This window comes from Halorubrum wangae (assembly GCF_051194135.1).
Taxonomy (GTDB): Archaea; Halobacteriota; Halobacteria; order Halobacteriales; family Haloferacaceae; genus Halorubrum.
In genome coordinates, this window is sequence record NZ_JBLZNH010000008.1 from 26270 (window position 1) to 46007 (window position 19738).

Sequence of the window (19738 nt, forward strand, 5' to 3'; positions counted from 1 at the left end):
TCGTGGAACAACGAGAAATTCCGGGTGAGTTTATTCCTCGCTTCGCGGCGACTCAGCGTCGGCGATCTCGTCGGGAATCGTATCGGGTAGCTGGGTGGATTCCGCTTCGGAATCGTCGTCACGGTCGTTGTCGGCGTCTTCGTCCTCGTCGTCGGCGTCTTCGTCCTCGTCGTCAGCCTCGGGATCCACCTCCTCGCTCTCATCAGACGGTTCATCGGGTTCCTCATTGGATACGCCGACCGGTTCGCCGTCCGTTTCGTCCGCAGCGTCGTCCCCGTTCGCGACCGCGTCTGCATCGGCGATTTCGACGGGGTCGTCCGTCGCTTCGTCGGTCGATTTACCCGGGTCGTTGCCCGGTGGTTCGCTCAGATGTGCGGGCTCGAAGCCGGCCGTCTCCAGTTCCGATTCCAACTCGCTGGCGAGAGCGCGGCCGTGGTCTCGCAGCGCCTCTCGCACCGCCCCTCGGTCGACGGTGCCCGAGATGGTCCGCGGGAGCGCGTCGACGAACGCGACCGTCTTGGGGATCTTGAACCCCGTAAGTCGTTCTCGGACGAACGCGTCGAGCGCCGCCTCGTCCACCGCTTCGTCTTCGCGGCCGCCGACCTCGATCAGCGCTGCGACCCGCTCTCCCCAATACTCGTCCTCGAGACCGACGACGGAGACGTCCTCGACCGCGTCGAACGCGCGGAACACGTCGGCCACCTCGCCCGGTTCGACGTTCTCGCCGCCGCTGATTATTCGGTCGTCGAGGCGGTTGAGCACGTAGAGGTAGCCCTTTTCGTCGAATTTCCCCACGTCGCCGGTGTGGAGGCCGTGCGGCCCGAACGAGGAGCGGTCTACCTCGGCCGCCGACCCGTCTCCCGCCGCCGGAGGGTTCAGATAGCCGGGCGTCACCGTCGGGCCGTCGACGACGATCTCACCAGTCTCTCCCGCCTCGACCGGCGCGCCGGACTCGTTCACGACGGTGATATCGGTGCCGAACAGTGGACGCCCGACGGTTCCGAGCCGCTTTCTCGTCTGCGTGGGCGTCGCCGTCGCGATCTGTGACGCCGATTCGGTCATTCCGTAGGTAGGGAACACCGGAATCGAGTAGTCTCGACAGCGCTCCAGTAGCTCGTTCGGCGCCGGCGCGCCGCCGAGCAGGACCACGCGAAGCGAGTCCGAGAGCGTGCCGCGCCGGTCGAGCATCCGTTTCAGCATCGTCGGGACGAGCGAGACGCCGGTCACGTCGTAGGTGTCGATGTCGTCGGCGGTGCCGCCGGGATCGAATCCCTCCCGGAGCACGAGCGTCGTCCCGTACAACGCGGAGCGGTAGACGGGTGCGAGCCCGCCCATGTGGTGGAGGGAGAGCGAGACGAGCCAGCGGTCGCCAGGGTCGACGCCGAGACGGAACGCCGAGGCGATCGCCGAACTGTACACGTTGCCCGCAGTGAGCGGGACGGGCTTCGCTTCGCCCGTCGTCCCCGACGTGAAGAGGATACAGAGGTGGTCGTCGAGCGCCCACTCCGGTTCGTCGACGGGGTCCGGTTCGACGCAGTGGACGGCGGTGACGGCCGAGTCGGCTGGGTCGTCGACGGAGAAGACCGGCATATCGTCGATCCCGTCGACGGCCGCCAACGCGTCGTGTTCGGTCGGGTCTGCACAGATGACCGCGGAGAGGTCGGCGACCTCGATCCGCTCCGACAGCTCGCGAGGCGTGAGCTCCTGTCCGAGCGGGACGAAGGTCGCCCCGACCCGCATCGCCGCGTGGATGAGCCCGACGGTGCCGACGTACGGCGGGGTGATCACGCCGAGCCGGTCGCCCGCCTCGATCCCGTGGGCGACGAGTCGTCCCGCCGTCTCCGAGACGAGACGGTCCAAGTCCGTGTACGTCCACGCTTCGCCGTCAGAGGCTCGTAAGAGCGCCATTTCGTCCGGCGAGGAAGCGACCCGGTGAGACAGCCAGTCGCGCACGACGGTCACCCTCGGTGCGTCGGCGGCTCAGTCATCTGTCGGGTGTCGGACGGTGAGGACCGGCACGTCCGAGGTTCGGACGACGCGCTCCGTGACGCTCCCGAGGAGATATCGGTCGAGCCCCTTCCGGCCGTGCGTCCCCATCACGATCATGTCTATGGCGTGGTCGTCGACGTAGTCGCGAATCGAGCGGTACGCGGTCCCCGACGTGACCGTCGTCTCGCAGCCCACGCCCGCCTTCTCGGCCGCGTCGGCAACCCGGCGGGTGGCCGCGTCACCTTCGGATTCGAGGGCGTCGATGACGACGTCAGCGCCGGCTTCAAGCGTCGAGTATGCCGCGCCGTCGACGACGTACAGCGCGTGCAGCGTGGCGTCGTACCGCTGGGCGAGGTCGATAGCGTGCTCGATGGCGGCGTCGGACGCGGGGCTGCCGTCGGTCGGAACGAGAATCTGCGAGTACATGTTACGAGGAGATACGTTGGGGACCGATTAAAAACCCGATCACGGCAGATCGACCACGGATCGATTACGGAACGACGACGCACTAACCGCGGGACGGCGCCGTTACCGGAATCCCATCGCTTCGATCTGCTCTTGGTACCGGTTGCGGATGGTGACCTCGGTCACCTGCGCGACGTCGGCGACCTCACGCTGGGTCTTCTTCTCGTTACAGAGCAGCGACGCCGCGTAGATAGCGGCGGCGGCGAAGCCCGTCGGGGACTTCCCGGAGAGCAGGCCCTGTTCGGCGGAGACGTCGATGATCTCCGTCGCCTTCGACTGCACCTCCTCGCTCAGTTCCAGCGAGGACGCGAATCGCGGGACGAACTGCTTCGGGTCGACCGGCTTCAACTCCAGGCCGAGCTCCTGGGAGATGTACCGATACGTCCGACCGATCTCCTTCTGCGGGACTCGCGAGACGTCGGCGACTTCGTCGAGCGACCGGGGAATGCCCTCCTGCCGGCAGGCGGCGTAGAGCGCGGCGGTGGAGACGCCCTCAATCGATCGGCCGCGGATGAGGTCCTCGTTGAGTGCCCGTCGATAGATGACGGAGGCGACCTCGCGAACGGAGCGAGGAACGCCGAGCGCGCTCGCCATGCGGTCGATCTCGGAGAGCGCGAACTGGAGATTGCGCTCGCCGGCGTCCTTCGTCCGAATGCGCTCTTGCCACTTCCGCAGTCGGTGCATCTGCGACCGCTTCTCGGAGGAGAGCGATCGGCCGTACGCGTCCTTGTCCTTCCAGTCGATGGTCGTCGTCAACCCCTTGTCGTGCATCGTCTCGGTGATGGGGGCGCCGACGCGTGATTTCGACTGCCGCTCGGAGTGGTTGAACGCCCGCCACTCCGGGCCGCGGTCGATGTTCCGCTCGTCCAAGACGAGCCCGCAGTCCTCGCATACGAGCTCTTGATCCGCGTCGGTGACGATGTCCTTCGATTCACACTCCGGGCAGGAGAGGGTCTCCGTCTCGTCCGACTCTCGCTCTGTGTCTCGCTCCTGTTGGCGCTGGCGACTCGGACGTTCCATTATAAGGTTTCTGGTTATTGGCCTATTTAAACCTTTGTCTGGATACAATGAACTCGACCGCCGTCGAGCGGCCGCTTTGATCCGTCTGGACGGCGTTTCAGTGCTCGAAACGCGTGTTTTCGGCATTTTACCCCCGAGAACGCGGGATCGCCGTACCGGGCCAATAGCGATCCCTGAACACGAAACGTGACCGTCAAAGTGGGACACGATCACAGTTCACTGTTCAGAGCCGTTCACGAACGGACATCTCGCGGCCTCGTCGCGCCGGGAACGGATCGGGTCGTCGCTCGCGAGCAGCCGGGTCGAGAGAATCGGAATTTAATTATTACCATCGCGCATTCACAAAAGCTTTTGTATAACTATTACATATTAGGCGGTATGAGCACGACGCAGCCCGACGGGATCGAAGGAACACTCAGCGGGTGTCGCCCGGCAGAGATCGATCCGATCGTCATCGACGCCGCCGACCTCGACAGTACCGCCCCCGCGCACCTCCGTGACCTCAAAACCGAACTCTCGACCCGAGGCTACCAGCCGGCGACGCTGTCGGTCGAGGCCTGCTTCGACTGCGAGGACACGCTCTCGACCCAGCACGAGGCAGACCGCCTCCGCGAGTTCGTCCGCGCCGCGTCGTTCCTCGGCGCCGGCCGAATCGAGGTCCGCCTCGGCGAGGTCTCGGACCCGGACGCGGCCGAACCGGCACTGTCGGCGCTCGCCGAGCGCGCCCGCCGCGAGGGCGTCGAACTCGTCCGGACCGGCGGCGATCAGGCCTCGGTCTGACAGATGGCCTCGAAGCGCTCGCTCGCGACAAAACTCGGCGTGGTTGCCGGGTTCGACAATCCTCGTCTCGCGCTCGAACAGTACCCGACACCGCCGGACCTCGCGGCCCACGTCGTCCACCTCGCCGACCTCCACGACGACATCGACGGCCGCACCGTTCTCGACCTCGGCACGGGGACCGGGATGCTCGCGCTCGCCGCCGCGCTCCGCGGCCCCGCCCGCGTGTTCGGCGTCGAACTCGACCGTGCCGCGCTGACCACCGCAACCGCGAACGAGCGACGAGTCGCCGCGAGCGCTCCCATTCACTGGATCCAAGCCGACGCGACGCGGCTCCCGCTCGACGTCCCCGACCCCGTCACGGTCGTCATGAATCCCCCGTTCGGTGCGCGTGACGGGAACCGAAACGCCGACCGCGGATTCCTGGAGACGGCGAGCCGAGTCGCGACCGTCTCGTACTCGGTCCACAACGCGGGTAGCCGGGAGTTCGTCGAGGCGTTCGCCGCCGACAACGGCGGCGAAGTGACGCACGCGTTCGCGGCCGACTTCTCGATCGACGCGGCGTTCGACCATCACACCGACGAGTCGCGAGAGATTGACGCCGAGGTGTATCGGATCGAGTGGACGTAACCCGGACGCTCGCTCCGCTACTCCTTGGTTCAGTGCGTCGCTACCGCCCTTCGTAATCCCGCGTCACTGCCGCCCCTCGTACCGCTCGCGCGTTGCGATCCGTACGCGGGTCTCCCCGCGCTCCGCGAACACGGCGTCCGCCTCGCGCACGAACGCGATTCCGCCGGCCGTCACCGTCTCGTTCGCCGCCGGAATCGCCGCCCTATCGGTCTCCCCGTCGTGCATGACGCGAAGTTCGAACCCGCTCTCCACGGCCGCGACCGTGACGTTGCGCCCGTCGATTCGCGGCTCCGCCTGTGACGGCTCGCTCGTGAACAGCGTGGATCGCGTCTCGTTCCGAATCGCGTCGACCCGATAGGTCGGGCCACCGTTCGCCGCCACCCACCCGACCCGCTGGACCCAGACGGTCTCGCGCCACCCGGTCCCGCCGACGTCGACCGCGCGATACTCCCAGAACGCGAGGTTCCCGCGCGAGACCGCGGTGGTCCAGATCTCACGGTCCGCGTTCTTCACGATCACCCCCGAGGTGTTGACGGTCGTCGACCGGCCGAACGCCTCGACGTCGACGACGCTCACCACCTGGTTCTCGACGTCCTCCGCGTAGGTCACCTGATAGCCATCGATTTCGATCGGGTCGCCCGGGAGGTCGCCGTCGTCAACCGCGACGAGGTTCGGCACCACGCCGGGGCCGGCGACGGCCGCGAGCGCCGACGCCAGGAGCAGGAACCCGACCGCCGCCGGTGTGACGGACCGAATCGCCTCTCGGATGGTCCGGGGGTCCGGCACGGCCACGTCGGGTCGAATCGGCTCGTCTCGCCCCGCGACCGCGAGGGCGACGATCGCGGCGAGGACGGCGAGCAGGCCGAATCCGACCGCTCGGTACAGCTCGTATCGCTCGTTCCCGAGGTACCAGTACACCGCCCAGAGCCGGCGTGACGCTCCGAACAGCAAGACCCCGCCGAACACGGCGAGCGCGGCCGTCCGTGACTCGCCGCCCGCGAGGTCGGTGTCGCGCCGGCGTCGAGCGAGCCACGCCGCGGCGAGGATGCCGGCGATGAGTCCGAGCGCGTGGCCCTGAATCGCGATGTTCGCCCACCACGGGGGACCGTACGAACCGCTCGCCTCGGCGGTGACGACCGGATTCTGGAGCGTCTCGTACGTGACGTTCACCAGTGTCGCGCCCGTGAGCGCCGCGATCGTTCCGACCGGGTAGAAAACGAGGGCGAATCCCCACAGCGCGAAAACGACGCCCGAGAACCCGATAACCGGGCCGAGCGCGAACAACGCGGTGACGACGCCGAAGAGGACCATCGCCCCCGGGACGAGTACGAACGCACGGACGTAGGGGTTCTGGGCGACCGAGCGACCGTCAGTGAGCGACGGGGGCGTCGGTCGTGGAACGCCGCGTGCGACGGCCGCAAGTCCCTCGGACCGGACCCGACGCAACGAGGCGAGCGACGGTAACGCCGCCCGGATCGTCCCCGTCTCGTCGTCGACGTCTCGGCCGCCCGGAAAGTGTCCGTAAGCGTATTCGGCGATACCCCCCGCGACGAGCGTCGAGAGGAGGTTCCCCGTGATGTGGCCTCGGTTGGCGTGCGCGAAACTCGACCAGAGCAGTCCCTCCGGGTAGAGATACGACCACGAGCGGAACGGGATCACGACGGGGCGGTCGGGGTTCTCCAGCCCGCTCTGGACGAAGAGGTAGACGCCGACGATACCGGCGATGGCGACGAGCGTTCCCCACGGGACGCCGAGCAGGAAGCGCGAACGGAGCGCGCGGGTCCACGCCCCGCGCGGCTGATCGGTCTTATAAACGATTCCGAGCGCCACGGCGACGAGCGCGCCGCCGACCGCGAGGTGCGCGGCGTCGGACGTAAGCGCCTCCGCGAGCATGTGGCGAAAGGAGCGGTCGGTCGCTTATCAATCCGCGGGTCAGCCGTTCAGCGAGGTCACGGACGCGACGGCGGACGCATCGACCTCAGATCTTGTTTTCTGCGTCGTCAGCAAGCTCTTCCATGCGCTTGCCGACGCGGCCGGCGGGGGAGAACTCGTCTTCGCTCATCGCGTTCGCCAGCGCGTTGCCAAGCACGAACACGGCATGTTTGTGTTCGCTCTTGGATTTGTGGACGTGAGACGGATCGACTTCCAGTTCGTCGTACGGGTCGAAAAGCGAGCCGTCGACGGTCTCGTTCGCGCGGAAGTGCTCCATGATCGTCACCATCTGTTCGTGGAGTTCGAGGAGCTCGTCTTTGTGCATACCCAGAGTACGAACCGTAGACCCTTTAAGCGTTGTTGAGGGGTATACGCACGGCTCACACGCCGTTGATACCGCAGAACGCGAGGGCGTGGACCGCTGATGGACCGCTGGCTCAGAACACGTACTCGTCTTCGTGGCCCATCATGCCCTCGTCCTCGAATCCGCCGGAGTCGTCCTCGTCTCTCGGTCCGCTCGTCTTGTACGCCTTGATCCCCGTCGACAGGAGTTCTTCCACCGCTTCCTCGCGGTTGAGGAACTCGCCCTGCTCGACCATCTGGGCGATTTGCATCTCCAGATGCTCCGGCACGGTTATCTCTACTCGTGGCATTTCCTGCACGGGAGTAATGGGAATGGGTATATAAATGTGGCGTCGACGGTACGGAAATGAGAAATCTCGAACGGGGTGTTCTGAAAGTATCGTTCGTACTCGCAAAATTCATTCTTTATCATATATAACTCGTGACTGATCTGCGACACGTGGGCGGTCGCCGCGTCGACGAGAACCGATTGAGATGGCTCCGGATGGCGTTCGGCGCGACGGGGCGATCTGTCGGTTCGGCGCGACGCGACCGACGCCGACGATACCGACCGATCGGACCTCCCGGAACGACACGCATACGTGGGCGCGAGCCCTGGTCCGGGGTATGACCGGAACCGGCGCCTCGGACGCCGCGGTTGCCACCGACGGCGACGTCGAGGACCTCACGGGGCTCTACCGCGAGTACGGCGACGAACGACTCCCACCGGGACAGCGGGAGACCGACCGCTTCCCGGTCCTCTCGAAGAGCGGCACGCCCTCGTGGGACCCCGAGACGTTCGCGTTCGAGGTGTGGGGCGCCGTCGACGATCCACTCGCCTACTCGCTGTCGGAGTTTCGCGACCTGCCGGCCGTCACCCAGCGACAGGACTTCCACTGCGTCACCGGCTGGAGCAAGTTCGACTGCTCGTTCACGGGCGTCGAGTTCTCCGAAATCGTCGACCGCGCGGGAGTTCACGCGGACGCCGAGCACGTCCTCTTCCACGCGCTCGACGGGTACACGACGAACCTTTCGCTCGCGGAGTGCACCCACGACGGCGTCCTGTTCGCGTACGGCTACGACGGAGACGACCTCCCGGCTGACCACGGCGGGCCGATCAGGGTGGTCACGCCGCACAAGTACGCGTACAAGGGCGCCAAATGGGTGTCCGGGGTCGAGTTCCTCACGGAGAAAGAACTCGGCTATTGGGAGAAGCGCGGGTACAGCGACACGGCCAACCCGTGGAACGAGGAACGGTACAGCTAACGGGAGACGCAGCCCCGCTGCGTGGTCTGACGAGCGACGCCGGATCTCTTCGCAGCGCCTCGCACGGTTCGCACGCCGCAAACGCCTGCAACAAACGCCTGCAATTCCGACGCCCGGGTCGACCCCCGCGATAGTCAGGATAAAGGTTCCGCGGTACCGAACACGGGTCAATGAAACGGGCGCGCTCGACGTCGGCTCCCCCGCTCGTCAGCCGGACCACCGAGGTCGACGCGCCCCCGTTCGCGGCCGCGTTCGACGCGCTCGCGGCCCCCCGAACAACGTGGAGCGCGCCGGACGACGCCCTCGTCCTCGGGAGCGGGGCGGCCGCGACGCTCACCGCGAGCGGGCCAGACCGCTTCGCCGATATCCGCAGCGCCGCCGCCGACCTGTTCGACTCCGGCGACGTTCACGCCGGGACCGAAGCGGCTCGCCCCAGGATCTTCGGCGGGTTCGCCTTCCACGCCGGCGCGTGCGACGGCGACCCGTGGGGGCCGTTTCCCGAGGCACGGTTCGTGCTCCCGCGCGTCCAGCTCACGTTCGCCGACAACGGGACCTGGCTCACGGTGAACGCCGCCGGCCCGGACGCGGCCGTCGACGCCGTCGAGGACCGGCTCGCGGACGAAATCGGCCGCCTCGACGCGGTCGACGCGGACGCGGCCGACCCGCCCCGGCCGGGGATCGCACAGACCCGGCGCACCACGAGTCGCGAGGCGTGGCGCGAGAGCGTCGAGGCCGCCGTCGCACGGATCCGCGGTGCAGACCTCCAGAAGGTGGTCCTGGCGCAGGCGCTGGAGGCGGACCTGTCGAACGACTTCCCCAGAGCGGCGACGCTCAAGCGACTCGCCGAGAAGTACCCCGACTGCCACCGGTACTTCTTCGAGCCCGACGCCGGCGGGAGCGCGTTCTTCGGTGCCACCCCCGAACGGCTGGTCTCGCTGCGCGGCCGAACCGTCGAGACCGACGCGCTCGCCGGGACGACCGGCCGCGGGGAGACGCCGGAGGAAGACGAGTGGCTGGCGCGGGAACTGCTCGACGACGCCAAGAATGTCCACGAGCACGAGCTCGTCGCCAACACCGTCCGAGAGCAGTTGGAACCGTTCGCCGCCTCGATCGCCGCCGACGAGCGGCGCGTCCGCCGACTCGCGACGGTCCAGCACCTGCACACCCCGATCACGGCGGAGCTGCGCGATGACCGACACGTCCTCGACCTCGTCGAGGCGTTGCATCCGACGCCGGCGGTCGGGGGGCTCCCGCCGGACCGCGCCTTGGAGACGATCCACGAGACAGAGCCGTTCGATCGTGGCTGGTACGCCGCTCCGGTGGGCTGGATCGACGCCGCCGGCAACGGCGCCTTCGCGGTCGCAATCCGCTCTGCGGTCGCGACCCCTCGGCGAGCGACCCTCTTCGCCGGGGTCGGGCTCGTCGCCGATTCGGACCCCGACCGTGAGTGGGACGAGATTCAGCTCAAGTACCGGCCGATCCTCGACGAGTTGGAGGCGGAAGACGACGCGACCGTCTCGAGCGACGACTGAGACGGGACGCTCGCTGGCCGCCTCCCGAGTCCAGAACCCCCGGTCGTCTACTGAAACATCTTCAACGGCTCGGCCTGCGAACTCTCCTCGGTCGCCTGCTGCATCCGCTCTGCGAACGCCTGTTTCGCCTCGCGGATCTCGGACGCCTGGTCGACGAGGCTGTCGGTTGGCGTCTCCGTTCCCGCGATCGGGTCGATCCCGTTCCGGATGAGGATCCGCGAGGCCTCGGGGTCGGGGAACTGCGGGTCCGACTCGACCACGAGGCCCACGGCGTCGCGGTCGCGCTCCAGCGACTCCGCGAGCATCGCACCGGTCGGACCGGAGACGAGGCCGGCCTCCGGCGGGTCCTCGATGTCGGCGCGGTCGAGCGCGTCGCCGCCGTCGCCGGTCGCAACGCCGTAGATCGCCGGCGGTGCCTCTCCTTTCTCGCGACCGAGTCCGGAGAGGAAGATCGGGAACGTCTCGGTCTCCGCGAACCAGCCCTCCAGACAGCCGGCAACCTCGGTCGCGGCGCCCGGGTTCACTGGCACGTCGCTGCTGAGCGCGACGAGGTCCTTCTCCGCGTCTGCGTACAGTCGAACGGGCGTCGTCAGCGCTCGGTTCTCCTCGCGGTAGACGGCCACGCGCGGTAGCCCGTCGCAGTGGACGTTCGCGTAGTGGTCCATCTCGTGGGCCTCGACCATGTGATCGGTCGCGATCTTCCCGACGAGACCGACGCCGGGGAACCCCTCCACCAGCGTCGGCTTGTTCAGCGATATCTCGTCGTCGAGCACGGAGATGTGTGCCATGCTATCGTCTACTTCGGGAGGCGACCTAAATGTACGGCGCGAGGACACACCCTCGCCGATCTCTCACCCACGCGTCCCGAAACCGACTAACGGGCCGGCGCGAAAGAGAGGTCTATGAACCCGTTAGCGCGGTACGAACCGCTCGTCGACGACGCAGCGGCGTTCCGCGCGGCCTGCGACCGCCCGCTGCCGTCGGTCGTCCGCGTGAACGAGATGGCGGCCTCCCCGGCCCGCGTGCGCGACGCTTTCGACGACGAGGGCGTCGCCTACGAGCCCGTGGCGTGGCACGACGGCCTGTTTCGACTCCCTGACGGCAACCCCGGCGGAAACTGGCCGTACATTCACGGCTGGACCCACGGACAAGAGGAGGTGTCGGTGCTCCCGGGGCTCGCGCTTGACCCCCAACCCGGCGAGCGCGTGTGGGACGCCTGTGCGGCCCCCGGCAGCAAGACGACGCAGATCGCGGACGCGATGAACGACGAGGGGACCGTCGTCGCGAACGACAACAACCTCGGTCGGCTCTCCGCGCTCCGACACAACGCCGAACGGCTCGGGATCACGAACACGATCGTCACGAACCAGGACGCCCGCAACTTCTCGACGAAGCCGCTCGCGTTCGACGAGTTCGACCGCGCCCTCGTCGACGCCCCTTGCTCCTGTGAGGGCACCTGTCGGAAGAACCCGGACGTGGTCGACCAGTGGACGCTGGACCACGTCCACGCCGTCGCCGGGATACAGAAGGGCGTCCTTGCGCGTGCCGTGCAGGCGACGCGCCCCGGCGGGACCGTCGTCTACTCCACCTGCACGTTCGCGCCCGAGGAGAACGAGGCGGTGCTCGACCACGTGATCGCGAACGAGGCGTGCGAAATCGTGGAGTTCGACCTCCCGATCGACACGGTTCCGGGCGTGACCGAGTGGGAGGACGAGACGTACGACGAGTCGGTGACACGCGCGCACCGCGTGTATCCCCATCACAACGACACGGGCGGCTTCTTCTGCGCGAAACTTCGCGTCGGCGGAGCGGAGGTGAACGCATGACCGACGACGGCGCGTCCACCAACGACGGGCACCGCTTCGCCCGGCTCCCGGAGACCCCCGCGGACCGCGAGGTCGACGGGCGCGCGAGCCGGCGGGAGGTGCTCGACTGGTGGACGGAGCGGTTCGGAGTCGAGCGGAGCGTCTTCGAGGGATACAGCTTCTGGGAGAAGGGCGCCGGGAAGGTCTGGATATTCAACGGCGAGGCGACCGACCCCTGCAAGGTGGAGGCGATCGGGATGACCTTCCTGCGGACGCGACAGGAGCACTGGAAGCCGACGAGCCGAGCGGCCACTCGGTTCGGCCATCACGCGACGACGAACGTGATCGAACTCGATCCCGAGCAGGCCGTTCGGTTCGCAGCCGGCGAGGACCAGGACCTACCCGAGTGGGACGGCGACTGGGGGTACCTGATCGCGACCCACGCAATCGCCGGCGAGCAGGCGCCCATCGGCGTCGGGCTCTACCTCTACGACGAGTTGCGGTCGGTGGTTCCGAAGGGGAGCCGGGCCGACCTCCCGGTCGTGAAGTAGGCATCGCGGCGTCGGGTGCCCCCACCGACTCGCTCCGTCACTCCTCCTTCTCTCGTATCGTGCCGCCGCCGAGCCCCTCCCATTCGACGCGGTAGCCGAGCCGCGAGAGCACGGCGCTCGCGTCAGTTATCCCGTACTCTCCGAGGACGCGTTCGGCGGCCGACAGCGCCATACCGGCCTCGATCGCTTCCTCGGCCGTCGAGAGGACACCGGGGCGAACGAGCGTCCGACCGACCAGTTCGTGGTCAGGGAACGTCTTGTCCTCGACGGACTCGACGCTCACGCCGTGCTCGTCGGCCAGGTCGGCCAGCGAGAGCACATCGTCGTCGGGCGCGAAAGCGTCCGGCAGCGACGCGGCCGTGTCGGCGACGAACTCGGCTTCGTACTCGCGGAGCACGTCGACGACCGCCTTCACGCGGACGGTCCCGGTGTAGGGGACCGCCCGATGGTCTCGCGCGGCGATCTCCTCGCCGACGCCGAGGCTCTCGTCGACCGCGACCAACAGGTCGACGTCCTCCACGTCCGCGAGCTGGCCGAGCTTCTTCTCGACGTACTCGGGCGTCCAGAACCCCATGACCTCGAAGAACAGCCGAAACTCGGCGTGGTCGTAGTCGAATGCGAAGTCGGGGATCATCACCCGCGTGCTAGTTTCGAGCGGTTCCGGCTCCCGAACGAGCGTCCAGTCGAGGTCGAGACCGCGGAACCGGCCCGCGAAGTCGGCTTCGACCCCGCTGTCGAACTCCGGCTCCGCGACCGGCTCCACGCCCGGGACCGTCACGTCGCCGTCGGAGAGGTGCATGGTACGCTCGCGGCCGCGGTCGTCGATCGTCGCCTCCAGCGACCACTCCGCCGACTCCGCGACCGTCCGGAGCAGGCGCGCGAAGGCGGTCCCGTAGCGTCGGGTGCGCGAGAACGGCGCGTCCGGCCCGGTGACGACCAGTTCGCGGCCCTCGGGCGTCTTCACCACCTCGTACATCAGCCGGAGCCGCTTCACCGCCGAGACGAGCCGCTTCGGGTCGTTCGATCGGATCCGGACCTCGACGGCGTCGAAGAGGGCGGTCTGTGCGAGCGACAGGTCGTACTGCGCCAACAGCGAGTCCGGATCCCACCGCACGTCGGCGTCGACGAGGATCTCATTGACGTCGCGGTCGGCGTACAGCGACGCCTCCACGTCCGTCGGCTCGATCCCCAGCGCGTCGGCGGCGCGGTCGACAGCGGTCTCCCGCTCCGCGTCGCTCGCGACGCCCACCGCCTCCGCGGCCTCGAACGCGGCCCGGCGCACGCGGCGCGGCGGGACGCGTGCTCGCGTCTCGAACGTGCACTCGCGCTCGACGAGCGCCGCCAACCCGCGAACGAGCTTGAAGTCGCCGCCGGACTCGGCGGCCTCTGCCTCCAGGGCCGCCAGCGCGTCGTCGAGGTCGCCGCGGCGCTCCCCGACGTGGGACTCGAACGTCCCGAGGACCTTCGCCGCGAGCGGGCGGTGCGCGCGGGTCGTGAACTGCGGGCGGTAGCCGCCACCGGCCCGCGAAACGCGCAGGAGGTCCTTGCGTAACACGGCGACGGCTACGCGAGCGCCGCCCTAAAACCGGCCGGTTCCCGCGGTGCGACACGCTTAACTCCGAAACCCGACGAACGGAGGATAATGAGTACCGACGCGGCGAGCGACGGGGACACCGGCGGCGAGGGCGGCGACGAGCCCGAGTCGTTCGTCCGCACCTGCGAACACCTCGTCGACCGGATCCTCGCGGGCGAGATCGAGCGCGACGACCTCGAGTCGGCCAAGCTCGACGCCTGCTCTACGTTCTCCTCGCCGAAGGTCCCGAAGAACACCGAGATTTTGGACCACGCGCCGTCGGAGGCCCGCGACGACGTGATAGAGGTCGTCCGCCGGAAACCGGTTCGGACCGCGTCCGGCGTCTCTCCGGTCGCGATCATGACCTCGCCGAAGCTCTGCCCGCACGGGAAGTGCCTCTACTGTCCCGGCGGGCCGGCCTCCGAGTTCTCCTCGGCGCAGTCGTACACGGGTCACGAGCCCGCCGCCGCACGCGGCGACCAGAACGACTACGACCCCTACGGGCAGGTCACGCTCCGGCTCGAACAGCTCCGGAAGATAGGGCACCCGGTCGACAAGGTGGAGCTCATCCTGATGGGCGGGACGATGACGGCGCGCTCGCACGACTACCAAGAGTGGTTCGTGAAGCGGGCCCTCCAGGCGATGAACGACTACGACCTCGACAAAGAGCCCGAGCCCGCCGAGGGGGTGTCGTTCGCACCTGACCCCGAGACGACAGAGTTCGAGTACCTCGAAGACGTGATCGCCGAGAACGAGACGAATCCGATCCGCAACATCGGAACGACGTTCGAGACGAAGCCCGACTGGTGTGACCCCGAGCAGATCGACCGGATGCTCGACCTGGGCGGCACCAAAGTCGAGGTCGGCGTCCAGACCACATACGAGCGCATCAACCGCGAGATGCACCGCGGACACGGTAACGAGGCCTCGCGCAACGCAAACCGCCAGCTGCGGGACGCCGGGTTCAAGGTGGGGTTCCACATGATGCCGGGTCAGCCGGGGATGACGCGCGAGATGTGTGTCGAGGACTTCCGACAGCTGTTCGAGAACCCGGACTGGCGCCCCGACTACCTAAAAATCTACCCGACGCTCGTCGTCGAGGGAACCCGGATATACGACCGGTGGCGCCGCGACGACTTCGAGCCGCTCTCGAACGAGGAGGCCGCGGATGTCGTCGCCGAGGCGATGGACCAGATCCCGAAGTACACGCGGCTCCAGCGCGTCCAGCGCGACATCCCAGCCGACTTCATCGAGGGCGGCGTCTGGAAGTCGAACCTCCGGCAGCTCGCCGACCAGCGGGCCGAGGAGAAGGGAATCACCCAGCGCGACATCCGTGCGCGAGAAGTGGGCCACAACGACGCCGACCCGGACCCCGACGACGTCGAACTCGATGTGATGACCTACGAGGCCGGCGGCGGGACGGAACATTTCATCTCGTTCGAGGACCCCGTCCGCGACCTGCTGGTCGGATTCTGCAGACTGCGGTTCCCCTCTTTCGCCCCCGGACAGCCCGGCGCGCCCGGCACCGAGGACGACGCGATCCGGCGCGAACTGGCCGACGCCGCGCTGGTCCGCGAGCTCCACGTGTACGGCAGCGAGGTCGCCATCGGCGGCGACGGCGACTGGCAGCACCAGGGGTACGGCACGAAGCTCCTCGAGCGCGCGGAGACGCTCGCCCGAGACGCCGGCTACCGCAAGCTGGCCGTCATCTCCGGCATCGGCGCTCGGGAGTACTACCGGAACAAGCTCGGGTACCATCAGGACGGTCCGTACGTGTCGAAGCGGCTGTAGCCGGTCGCACGCGCCACCGTCCGCTGTTCGACGGCTCGTACCCACAACGACACCCCTTTTCCCGAGCGGCCGTCTCTGTGGCGTATGGACCAGAAGCGGGAGCTGTCGAGCATCGACCTCGCGGCGCTCGTCACCGAGCTTAATCGGTACCGGGGCGCGAAGGTCGACAAGGCGTACCGCTACGACGACGATCTGATCCGGCTGAAGCTCCGCGACTTCGACCGCGGCCGCGTCGAACTCATGATCGAGGTGGGCGACGTGAAACGCGCCCACGTCGCCGACGCAGAACACGTCGCGGACGCGCCCGGACGTCCGCCGAACTTCGCGAAGATGCTGCGCAACCGGCTCTCCGGCGCCGACTTCGTAGGCGTCGAGCAGTACGAGTTCGATCGCATCCTCACCTTCGAGTTCGAGCGCGAGGACGAGAACACGACGCTCGTCGCCGAGCTCTTCGGGCAGGGGAACGTCGCCGCGCTCGACGAGACCGGCGAGGTCGTCGGGTCGCTGTCTACGGTCCGGCTCAAATCCCGGACCGTCGCTCCCGGCTCGCAGTACGAGTACCCGGCGTCGCGACTCAACCCTCTCGACGTGAGCCTCGGCGGCTTCAAGCGACACATGCGCGACTCCGACAGCGACGTGGTGCGGACCCTCGCCACGCAGCTCAACCTCGGCGGGCTGTACGCCGAGGAAGTGTGTACCCGCGCCGGCGTTCCGAAGGAGACGCCCATCGACGAGGCGACCGACGATCAGCTGCGTGCGCTCCACGAGGAACTCGAACGGATCGGCGAGCGGCTCCGCTCCGGCGACATCGACCCGCGGATCTACGAGGAATCACTGTCCGACGACGGGTCGAGCGACGGCGACGACGGCCGTGAGCCCCGCGTCGTCGACGTCACGCCCTTCCCGCTCTCCGAGCACGAGGGCCTGCCGAGCGTCGGCTTCGACTCCTTCAACGCCGCCGTCGACGAGTACTTCTATCGGCTCGGACGCGACGACAGCGAGGACGGCGAAGCGCCCGCGGACGCGAGCGACTCCCGGCCGGAATTCGAGGAAGAGATCGCCAGACAGGAGCGGATCATCGAACAGCAGCAGGGCGCAATCGAAGGGTTCGACGAACAGGCCGCGGCCGAGCGCGAGCGCGCCGAACTGCTGTACGCGAACTACGACCTCGTCAACGAGGTGCTCTCGACGGTCCAAGACGCGCGCGAGGCGGAGGTTCCGTGGGACGAAATCGCCGAGACGCTCGATGCGGGGGCGGAGCGAGGCATCCCGGCCGCGGAGGCGGTCGTCGGCGTCGACGGCGGCGAGGGGACGGTGACTATCGCGCTCGACGACGGGGACGGCGGGTCCGTTCGCGTCGAACTCGACGCGAGCACCGGCGTCGAGGTCAACGCCGACAGGCTCTACCAGGAGGCAAAGCGCATCGAGGAGAAGAAGGCGGGCGCGATGGAGGCCATCGAGTCGACCCGCCGAGAGCTGGACGCGGTCAAAGAGCGCAAGGCGGAGTGGAAGGCGACGCAGGCGGCCGACGACGGCGACGGCGGAAGCGACGAGGAGGGCGACGAGGAGGGCGACGACGAGGAGTACGAGACCGATTGGCTCTCGCGCTCGTCGATCCCGATCCGGAGCCCTGAAGACTGGTACCAGCGGTTCCGGTGGTTCCACACGTCGATGGGCTACCTCGTCATCGGCGGGCGCAACGCCGATCAGAACGAGGAGCTCGTCAAGAAGTACATGGGCAAACACGACCGGTTCTTCCACACGCAGGCGCACGGCGGGCCGGTAACGCTCCTGAAGGCCGCCGGCCCCTCCGAATCCGCGGACCCGGTCGACTTCTCCGAGCAGACGCTGCGGGAGGCCGCGCAGTTCGCGGTCTCGTACTCCTCGGACTGGAAGGACGGCCGTGGCGCCGGCGACGCGTACATGGTCGCGCCCGACCAGGTCTCGAAGACTCCGGAAAGCGGGGAGTACATCGAGAAGGGGAGCTTCGTTATCCGCGGCGACCGCACGTACTTCGAGGACGTGCCGTGTCGAGTCGCCGTCGGTGTCCAGTGCGAACCGGTCACCCGAGCCATCGGTGGCCCGCCGTCGGCGATCGTCGACCGCGCGGCGACGAGCGTCACGCTGGAGCCGGGGATGTACGCGCAGAACGACGCCGCGATGATGGTGTACCGCGAGCTAAAGGGGCGGTTCGCCGACCAGTCGTTCGTCCGGAAAGTGGCGAGCGCGGACCAGCTACAGGAGTTCCTTCCCCCGGGCGGCTCCGATATCGTCGACTGAGAGTACGAGACGACGCTCCCCGATCGGGAGCGCGACCCTTTCAAGCGTCCGCGCCCGACTCCGCACATGAGCTTCGAGGCGCTACCGGACGGCTGGCGGGTGTGGAACGAGGAGCCGAGCGGACGAGCGATCCTCGTCTATCGTCCCGACGTGTTCGACGGCGACGACCTGCCCGCCGCGTGTCTGCCGACCATCTACCTCACGAACGGCGCGCGAAACGCCCGTCCGGGCTCCGGCCAATACGCGACCGAGGAGTGGCACGTCGTTCTCTTCTTGGAACCCGAGGTCGAGGCGCTCTCGGAGACCCGCGACGACCGCGAGGCGGGCGCGGCCGCGGCGGTCGCGGCCGCGGAACGGTTTGCCGACGGAGAGATCGACTACCGAGCCGCCTATCAGGTGCCGCGCGAGGAGTACTTCGAGCGCTTAGACGAGTACATCGACGCGAAGTGAACGGGGCGCACCGACCCGCGGCGTCACCTATTCTGATCCGGCTCTGTTGATACACTTAGAAATTGACAGAATCTGCGTGCGAGATACAGAGGGCTGTATTCAGCAGCGACTCAGCGTCCGTTTCCATGCCTCTGGGCAAAGGAACCGCTCACACGAATTGGATTGGACGGTTAATGCGTGTCAGAGAACCGTTCTTGTAGCCTACTACCTAATTAGACGGTACGTACAAGGTTCCTGCCCGTGAAATTCAGTACATGCCACCGCATACCGACTACGCGCTCGTCACCGTCCTCGAACACCTGGGCGAAGACCCGGACGCACTGAAAATAGAGTGGGCTGAGTTCGTTGGCGATTCCTCGACCCTTCACACGTTCGAGGTCACGACCACGAATCCACTCGACGCGTACTTTGAGATTCAGCTCTACGACGTGGGGACGTTCGGACACGAAGTCCTTGTCAACGGCGAGCCGCTGACGGGGTTTGACCTCCCGCCCTCGGACGGCTGGCAACTGTGGATGGATACCGTCACGGGCGCGATGCTACAACAGGGCGAGAACACCGTTCAAATCGTTCGGGATGGAGAGAGCGACGACGAGTTCGCCATAGGGAACGTGATCGTCCAGTGGCGCTCGGAGAGTTCGCGTGAGAGGTGACTAACCGAGAACTCCCTGGTTCCTCTCAGAAGTGGTGTGCTAGATAGAGAGGGTGTATGCAGCATCACGGATTGACTCGTTCAGCGTCTCTGTCTCACGCCGCTCGCCCCCTGTTCAACTCGACCGAGCCATCCTCGCCGATGAAGACATCGAGCTGATTGAACCAGTCTTCGGAGCGAAACTCGTTAGCGAGTACGACGTCGCCGTCAACCTGAACGGTGACTCGGTACTGGCCACTCTTCCAAGCCATCTGCCCGAGTTGTGCGACCTCCTCGCTCGCCACTTCGACCGTATTCGCAACGGTCAGTTTCTCGTTGCGAACGGCCCAGACCGTCACCGCGTGAGACGCGCCATCTTGATTGACAGCGAGCATCGTTATCGTTTCATCCTGTCTTCCGGTACAGCCAGCAACGGAGAGCATCCCCGCTAACACTGCGAGGTACTGGCGACGTTCCATAAGTTATCATATGTGGTATCTCGCTCATATAAGTGGGTATAGGTCAAGCGGCTCTTTGGCTACTGGATTCACCACACCTACGCTCCGCCTCTCCGATAGCAAGATATGCGCCCTGGGCCTTGTTTAGACGTGTGAAATTACAGGAGTCAGAGTCTCACTGCCCGTTCAAGGTTCCGGACAGCTGCCTTTAGGACAATCTCTCGAAACTGTCCAAACCACGTTCTA

At 67.1% G+C, this 19738-nt stretch carries 19 protein-coding genes; 10 read left to right on the forward strand and 9 right to left on the reverse strand.

Going from position 1 to position 19738, the window contains the following annotated elements; translation table 11 throughout:
* Positions 1-30: 30 nt before the first annotated feature.
* The 3 genes from menE to ACNS84_RS15965 form a co-directional block, all read right to left on the reverse strand.
* Entirely contained in the window at positions 31-1953 is a 1923-nt protein-coding gene (gene menE / locus ACNS84_RS15955; protein WP_435075857.1) for an o-succinylbenzoate--CoA ligase, read from the reverse strand.
* A gap of 27 nt (positions 1954-1980) precedes the next feature.
* Positions 1981-2415 (reverse strand): universal stress protein, encoded by a 435-nt coding sequence (locus tag ACNS84_RS15960; protein WP_435075858.1) that lies wholly within the window; start codon positions 2413-2415, stop codon positions 1981-1983.
* A 102-nt stretch (positions 2416-2517) separates the two neighbouring features.
* Positions 2518-3474, reverse strand: a complete 957-nt coding sequence (locus ACNS84_RS15965; RefSeq protein WP_435075859.1) for a transcription initiation factor IIB — start codon at positions 3472-3474, stop codon at positions 2518-2520.
* A 378-nt stretch (positions 3475-3852) separates the two neighbouring features.
* On the opposite strand from ACNS84_RS15965, the gene ACNS84_RS15970 reads away from it, so the two are divergent.
* Together ACNS84_RS15970 and ACNS84_RS15975 are read left to right on the forward strand one after the other, a co-directional pair.
* Positions 3853-4254 carry a DUF7961 family protein gene (locus tag ACNS84_RS15970; protein WP_435075860.1) on the forward strand — a complete coding sequence of 134 codons (402 nt, stop codon included), beginning with the start codon at positions 3853-3855 and terminating at the stop codon, positions 4252-4254.
* A gap of 3 nt (positions 4255-4257) precedes the next feature.
* The gene (locus ACNS84_RS15975; RefSeq protein ID WP_435075861.1) at positions 4258-4881 is read left to right on the forward strand and encodes an METTL5 family protein; all 624 of its coding nucleotides are present in this window, start codon (positions 4258-4260) and stop codon (positions 4879-4881) included.
* Positions 4882-4944: 63 nt separating this feature from the next.
* Here the strand turns inward: ACNS84_RS15975 and ACNS84_RS15980 are convergent, their stop codons facing one another.
* The 3 genes from ACNS84_RS15980 to ACNS84_RS15990 form a co-directional block, all read right to left on the reverse strand.
* Positions 4945-6774 (reverse strand): rhomboid family protein, encoded by a 1830-nt coding sequence (locus tag ACNS84_RS15980; protein ID WP_435075862.1) that lies wholly within the window; start codon positions 6772-6774, stop codon positions 4945-4947.
* An 85-nt stretch (positions 6775-6859) separates the two neighbouring features.
* Positions 6860-7138: a UPF0058 family protein gene (locus ACNS84_RS15985; RefSeq protein ID WP_435075863.1), complete on the reverse strand. Its 279-nt coding sequence runs from the start codon at positions 7136-7138 to the stop codon at positions 6860-6862.
* Between the two features lie 112 nt (positions 7139-7250).
* A complete protein-coding gene (locus tag ACNS84_RS15990) occupies positions 7251-7466 on the reverse strand; it encodes a DUF7120 family protein (RefSeq protein ID WP_094522403.1) in 216 nt (71 codons plus the stop codon).
* A gap of 316 nt (positions 7467-7782) precedes the next feature.
* Here ACNS84_RS15990 and ACNS84_RS15995 point away from each other — a divergent pair, with 316 nt between their 5' ends.
* Together ACNS84_RS15995 and ACNS84_RS16000 are read left to right on the forward strand one after the other, a co-directional pair.
* The gene (locus ACNS84_RS15995; protein WP_435075864.1) at positions 7783-8421 is read left to right on the forward strand and encodes a molybdopterin-dependent oxidoreductase; all 639 of its coding nucleotides are present in this window, start codon (positions 7783-7785) and stop codon (positions 8419-8421) included.
* A gap of 170 nt (positions 8422-8591) precedes the next feature.
* The gene (locus ACNS84_RS16000) at positions 8592-9953 is read left to right on the forward strand and encodes an isochorismate synthase (RefSeq protein WP_435075865.1); all 1362 of its coding nucleotides are present in this window, start codon (positions 8592-8594) and stop codon (positions 9951-9953) included.
* A gap of 47 nt (positions 9954-10000) precedes the next feature.
* Here the strand turns inward: ACNS84_RS16000 and ACNS84_RS16005 are convergent, their stop codons facing one another.
* On the reverse strand, positions 10001-10741 hold the full coding sequence (locus tag ACNS84_RS16005; RefSeq protein ID WP_435075866.1) for a proteasome assembly chaperone family protein: 741 nt from the start codon (positions 10739-10741) through the stop codon (positions 10001-10003).
* Between the two features lie 114 nt (positions 10742-10855).
* On the opposite strand from ACNS84_RS16005, the gene ACNS84_RS16010 reads away from it, so the two are divergent.
* Complete coding sequence (locus ACNS84_RS16010; protein WP_435075867.1) at positions 10856-11779, forward strand: RsmB/NOP family class I SAM-dependent RNA methyltransferase; 924 nt, start codon at positions 10856-10858, stop codon at positions 11777-11779.
* The gene (locus tag ACNS84_RS16015; RefSeq protein ID WP_435075868.1) at positions 11776-12309 is read left to right on the forward strand and encodes a DUF7122 family protein; all 534 of its coding nucleotides are present in this window, start codon (positions 11776-11778) and stop codon (positions 12307-12309) included. Before ACNS84_RS16010 ends, ACNS84_RS16015 begins: the two co-directional genes overlap by 4 nt.
* 37 nt (positions 12310-12346) lie before the next feature.
* Here ACNS84_RS16015 and ACNS84_RS16020 read toward each other — a convergent pair whose 3' ends face one another.
* Positions 12347-13864 carry a DUF790 family protein gene (locus tag ACNS84_RS16020; protein ID WP_435075869.1) on the reverse strand — a complete coding sequence of 506 codons (1518 nt, stop codon included), beginning with the start codon at positions 13862-13864 and terminating at the stop codon, positions 12347-12349.
* An 87-nt stretch (positions 13865-13951) separates the two neighbouring features.
* Here ACNS84_RS16020 and ACNS84_RS16025 point away from each other — a divergent pair, with 87 nt between their 5' ends.
* From ACNS84_RS16025 to ACNS84_RS16040, 4 genes are all read left to right on the forward strand, one after another.
* Positions 13952-15673, forward strand: a complete 1722-nt coding sequence (locus tag ACNS84_RS16025) for a tRNA uridine(34) 5-carboxymethylaminomethyl modification radical SAM/GNAT enzyme Elp3 (protein ID WP_435075870.1) — start codon at positions 13952-13954, stop codon at positions 15671-15673.
* An 84-nt stretch (positions 15674-15757) separates the two neighbouring features.
* Entirely contained in the window at positions 15758-17953 is a 2196-nt protein-coding gene (gene rqcH, locus ACNS84_RS16030) for a ribosome rescue protein RqcH (protein WP_435075871.1), read from the forward strand.
* 66 nt (positions 17954-18019) lie between these two features.
* Complete coding sequence (locus ACNS84_RS16035; protein WP_435075872.1) at positions 18020-18403, forward strand: DUF5820 family protein; 384 nt, start codon at positions 18020-18022, stop codon at positions 18401-18403.
* Between the two features lie 254 nt (positions 18404-18657).
* Positions 18658-19056, forward strand: coding sequence for a DUF7383 domain-containing protein (locus ACNS84_RS16040; RefSeq protein ID WP_435075873.1), 399 nt, complete (start codon positions 18658-18660; stop codon positions 19054-19056).
* Between the two features lie 94 nt (positions 19057-19150).
* Here ACNS84_RS16040 and ACNS84_RS16045 read toward each other — a convergent pair whose 3' ends face one another.
* Positions 19151-19513 (reverse strand): Ig-like domain-containing protein, encoded by a 363-nt coding sequence (locus tag ACNS84_RS16045; protein WP_435075874.1) that lies wholly within the window; start codon positions 19511-19513, stop codon positions 19151-19153.
* Positions 19514-19738: the final 225 nt, after the last annotated feature.

Bases quoted from the DNA above. Each gene is read 5' to 3' on its own strand.
- ACNS84_RS15960 (WP_435075858.1), bottom strand. From the start codon at position 2,415: ATGTACTCGCAGATTCTCGTTCCGACCGACGGCAGCCCCGCGTCCGAC.
- ACNS84_RS15965 (WP_435075859.1), bottom strand. From the start codon at position 3,474: ATGGAACGTCCGAGTCGCCAGCGCCAACAGGAGCGAGACACAGAGCGA.
- ACNS84_RS15970 (WP_435075860.1), top strand. From the start codon at position 3,853: ATGAGCACGACGCAGCCCGACGGGATCGAAGGAACACTCAGCGGGTGT.
- ACNS84_RS15975 (WP_435075861.1), top strand. From the start codon at position 4,258: ATGGCCTCGAAGCGCTCGCTCGCGACAAAACTCGGCGTGGTTGCCGGG.
- ACNS84_RS15980 (WP_435075862.1), bottom strand. From the start codon at position 6,774: ATGCTCGCGGAGGCGCTTACGTCCGACGCCGCGCACCTCGCGGTCGGC.
- ACNS84_RS15985 (WP_435075863.1), bottom strand. From the start codon at position 7,138: ATGCACAAAGACGAGCTCCTCGAACTCCACGAACAGATGGTGACGATC.
- ACNS84_RS15990 (WP_094522403.1), bottom strand. From the start codon at position 7,466: ATGCCACGAGTAGAGATAACCGTGCCGGAGCATCTGGAGATGCAAATC.
- ACNS84_RS15995 (WP_435075864.1), top strand. From the start codon at position 7,783: ATGACCGGAACCGGCGCCTCGGACGCCGCGGTTGCCACCGACGGCGAC.
- ACNS84_RS16000 (WP_435075865.1), top strand. From the start codon at position 8,592: ATGAAACGGGCGCGCTCGACGTCGGCTCCCCCGCTCGTCAGCCGGACC.
- ACNS84_RS16005 (WP_435075866.1), bottom strand. From the start codon at position 10,741: ATGGCACACATCTCCGTGCTCGACGACGAGATATCGCTGAACAAGCCG.
- ACNS84_RS16010 (WP_435075867.1), top strand. From the start codon at position 10,856: ATGAACCCGTTAGCGCGGTACGAACCGCTCGTCGACGACGCAGCGGCG.
- ACNS84_RS16015 (WP_435075868.1), top strand. From the start codon at position 11,776: ATGACCGACGACGGCGCGTCCACCAACGACGGGCACCGCTTCGCCCGG.
- ACNS84_RS16025 (WP_435075870.1), top strand. From the start codon at position 13,952: ATGAGTACCGACGCGGCGAGCGACGGGGACACCGGCGGCGAGGGCGGC.
- rqcH (WP_435075871.1), top strand. From the start codon at position 15,758: ATGGACCAGAAGCGGGAGCTGTCGAGCATCGACCTCGCGGCGCTCGTC.
- ACNS84_RS16035 (WP_435075872.1), top strand. From the start codon at position 18,020: ATGAGCTTCGAGGCGCTACCGGACGGCTGGCGGGTGTGGAACGAGGAG.
- ACNS84_RS16040 (WP_435075873.1), top strand. From the start codon at position 18,658: ATGCCACCGCATACCGACTACGCGCTCGTCACCGTCCTCGAACACCTG.
- ACNS84_RS16045 (WP_435075874.1), bottom strand. From the start codon at position 19,513: ATGGAACGTCGCCAGTACCTCGCAGTGTTAGCGGGGATGCTCTCCGTT.